Below are 550 nucleotides of genomic sequence, written 5' to 3'. Positions count from 1 at the left end.
GTGCGGGATGTTTGCCGGATTTTGCGCAATACTCGCAGCCCTAAAAGGCGACTATATCCCTGCTGCATGGGCAATAATGATAGCTGTTGTCTTTGACGGCCTTGACGGCGGGATTGCACGCCTCACGAACAGCACTACCAGGTTTGGAATAGAACTTGATTCACTGTCAGACCTTGTATCATTTGGAGTTGCTCCTGCTGTGATACTTTACAAATGGTCTCTTATGGAGTTTGGACGGATAGGCTGGGCAGCAGCATTCCTTTTTGTGGCATGCGGCGCTCTGAGGCTTGCAAGGTATAACGTGCAGATGGGCTCCACTGAAAAAAAATCATTCACAGGGATGCCTACCCCTGCAGCAGCATCTGTTGTTGCAACAGCAGTTATCTTCTATAACGAAATGAACTGGCCAGGCTCAAAAAGTATTTTTATACTGTCCCTCGCATTTGTGCTTTCAATACTCATGGTCAGCACGCTGAGGTTTCATGGCGTAAAAGAACTTGATTTCAAAAAGAGAAAACCTTTCTGGATACTCGTTGCCATTGCTGTGGTC

1 protein-coding gene is annotated in these 550 nt (G+C 46.9%); it reads left to right on the top strand.

Annotation, left to right across the window (positions count from 1 at the left end; genetic code table 11):
• Positions 1 to 7 precede the first annotated feature (7 nt).
• Positions 8 to 550, top strand: a 543-nt coding sequence (gene pssA / locus HW443_RS12780; RefSeq protein WP_258190560.1) for a CDP-diacylglycerol--serine O-phosphatidyltransferase, incomplete at its 3' end; no start/stop codon positions are given.

Source organism: Candidatus Hakubella thermalkaliphila (assembly GCF_013281975.1).
In the GTDB taxonomy this organism is placed as follows: Bacteria; Actinomycetota; Humimicrobiia; order Hakubellales; family Hakubellaceae; genus Hakubella; species Hakubella thermalkaliphila.
Note: the sequence above shows the minus strand (reverse complement) of the source record. Positions and strands in the feature narration are given on the sequence as shown.